This is a genomic window from Neisseria sp. P0009.S007, assembly GCF_051962515.1.
The window spans coordinates 1-437 of record NZ_JBQCVF010000899.1 but is presented as its reverse complement, the minus strand read 5'-3'; the positions used below and the strand labels follow the sequence as shown (position 1 = coordinate 437).

1 pseudogene is annotated in these 437 nt (G+C 56.3%); it reads right to left on the bottom strand.

The annotated features are described in order from the left end of the window. Positions 1-218: 218 nt before the first annotated feature. Positions 219-437: pseudogene (locus ACTHS3_RS17015) on the bottom strand (aspartate aminotransferase family protein); the annotation flags it as partial.

Sequence of the window (437 nt, the reverse complement as noted above, 5' to 3'; positions counted from 1 at the left end):
CCATCAAGGCGCCAGCCGTCGGATGGCGGACGAAATCGCCGCGTCTATGCGCCATCTGACACACGAAAAAGCTTAAAGACAAAACAAAGCTTGTTCACAAACAAAAGGTCGTCTGAAAACCCAAATTTAGGTTTTCAGACGACCTTTTTGTCTTGTTTACGGATTGCTGCGAATCAGGCGGCGTTGCCCGCACTGCCCTGACGGCAGGCCAATCCGCCTTATTTCGCCATTTCCGCAAACACTTGATGCGCGGTGGCGATGGTTTCGTCAATCAGTTCGGGCGTGTGCGCGGCGGAGACGAAGCCTGCTTCGTAGGCGGACGGGCCGAAGGCGGTGTTGCGGTCGAGCATGCCGTGGAAGAAGCGTTTGAAGGCGTCGATATTGGAACGCGCCATGTCGCCGTAGTTTTGCGGGGCATGGGCGGCGAAATACAGGCC